General features: G+C 40.0%; 2 protein-coding genes. Both read right to left on the reverse strand.

What is annotated here, in order from left to right:
- Positions 1-376, reverse strand: a 376-nt coding sequence (locus IW492_RS17870; protein ID WP_202069434.1) for a WxL protein peptidoglycan domain-containing protein, incomplete at its 3' end; no start/stop codon positions are given.
- Between the two features lie 133 nt (positions 377-509).
- Positions 510-1,259 carry a WxL domain-containing protein gene (locus IW492_RS17875; protein ID WP_202069435.1) on the reverse strand — a complete coding sequence of 250 codons (750 nt, stop codon included), beginning with the start codon at positions 1,257-1,259 and terminating at the stop codon, positions 510-512.
- Positions 1,260-1,315: the final 56 nt, after the last annotated feature.

Genomic DNA, 1,315 nt, shown 5'->3' on the forward strand with positions numbered 1-1,315 from the left:
CGAAAGCCAATGATGCATCATTTTCAATGTCACGATTGGCATATTCAATAACCCCTGTTTTATTGGTTTTGGCGCCATTCAATGCCAGATTGACAGTGATTGCTTCTGAGCCTGGATTACTAAAAATAACAGAAAGGGTCTGTTCCTGACCAGGGGTCATCATTAGCTGATAATAGCCCAGATTCGTGTTTAGTTGATTTTCCGGAAATTCAAGACTATAAGTAAAACCTGCTGCAGAAGGGGAATCCCCTTCTGCAGCTTCCTCTGCTCCCCAAGCAGTTATGTTCGTTGCCGCCACTGTGAAACTCAGCAGAAAGAAACTGATGAACACCTTAAAAAAATTATTTACATTCTTTTTTCCAAAGTCTTTTCTCATTATAATTATCCTCATCATTTTTATTTATAGTGAAAACAAGAGACGTGTTCTATGTATATACATTGATTGAAAAAGTAAGCTGGTAAATAATTACCAGCTTACCCCAATAAAACATAAAACTAATGGTTCTTTATTATGCAGTAGCACCCATTGTCCAAGTAACTGTTGCATTATAAGTATCCAAAGTCATTGCAGATGCAACACTTGCAGGGATAGCCAATTGCACAGAGTTTGCATCTGTTCCAGGAGTACCTGCTTCAGAAGTTGCGCTTTGACCAAATTCCAATGTCCATAGACCGCTTCCTTCGCCAGCTGCTGCAGAAACAAATGTTTGTGCACCTTCTTCTGTGCTCAATACAACGGATGCCGGAACTGCTGCTGCAATTGTTCCTGTTCCTGATGATGCCAATAGTGGGTTTGTGTATGTGATTGATGCACCATCAAGCGTTGTTGTGCCATTTGTAAATTGGCTTGTCAATTCACCGGTAATTGTATACCCAGTGTATGAACCAGTCACATCACCAAATGATACGATGTTACCACGTGTGTTTGTTCCATCCAATAATTCAAGAGCTGCAGCATTTGCTGAAGTAGTACCAACAGTAATTTGACCAAAATCTAAATCAGATACAGCAATAATCCCTTTACTGATTTCTTCTGGATTTGGAATTACTCCTGGTGTTTCTGGATCAATCCCAGGTCCTTCTGGGTTTTCTGGATCGACGATGTTATCTGGACCACTTGGATCAATTTTACCTCCGACAACTTCTACAGTGCCTCGTGAATCTAGTGACTTTTCGTCAGCACTTGCTGCTGCTGATCCTACTGTTGCTGCTCCGATTGTTGCTACTAACGCTACTGCACATAATTTTCTTAATTTCATTTTTTGTTCCTCCTAGATTTTGTGTGATATATATACAAATGGAATGACTCCAATTT

This window comes from Enterococcus sp. BWB1-3, assembly GCF_016745275.1.
GTDB lineage: Bacteria > Bacillota > Bacilli > Lactobacillales > Enterococcaceae > Enterococcus_L.

Bases quoted from the DNA above. Each gene is read 5' to 3' on its own strand.
- IW492_RS17875 (WP_202069435.1), bottom strand. From the start codon at position 1,259: ATGAAATTAAGAAAATTATGTGCAGTAGCGTTAGTAGCAACAATCGGA.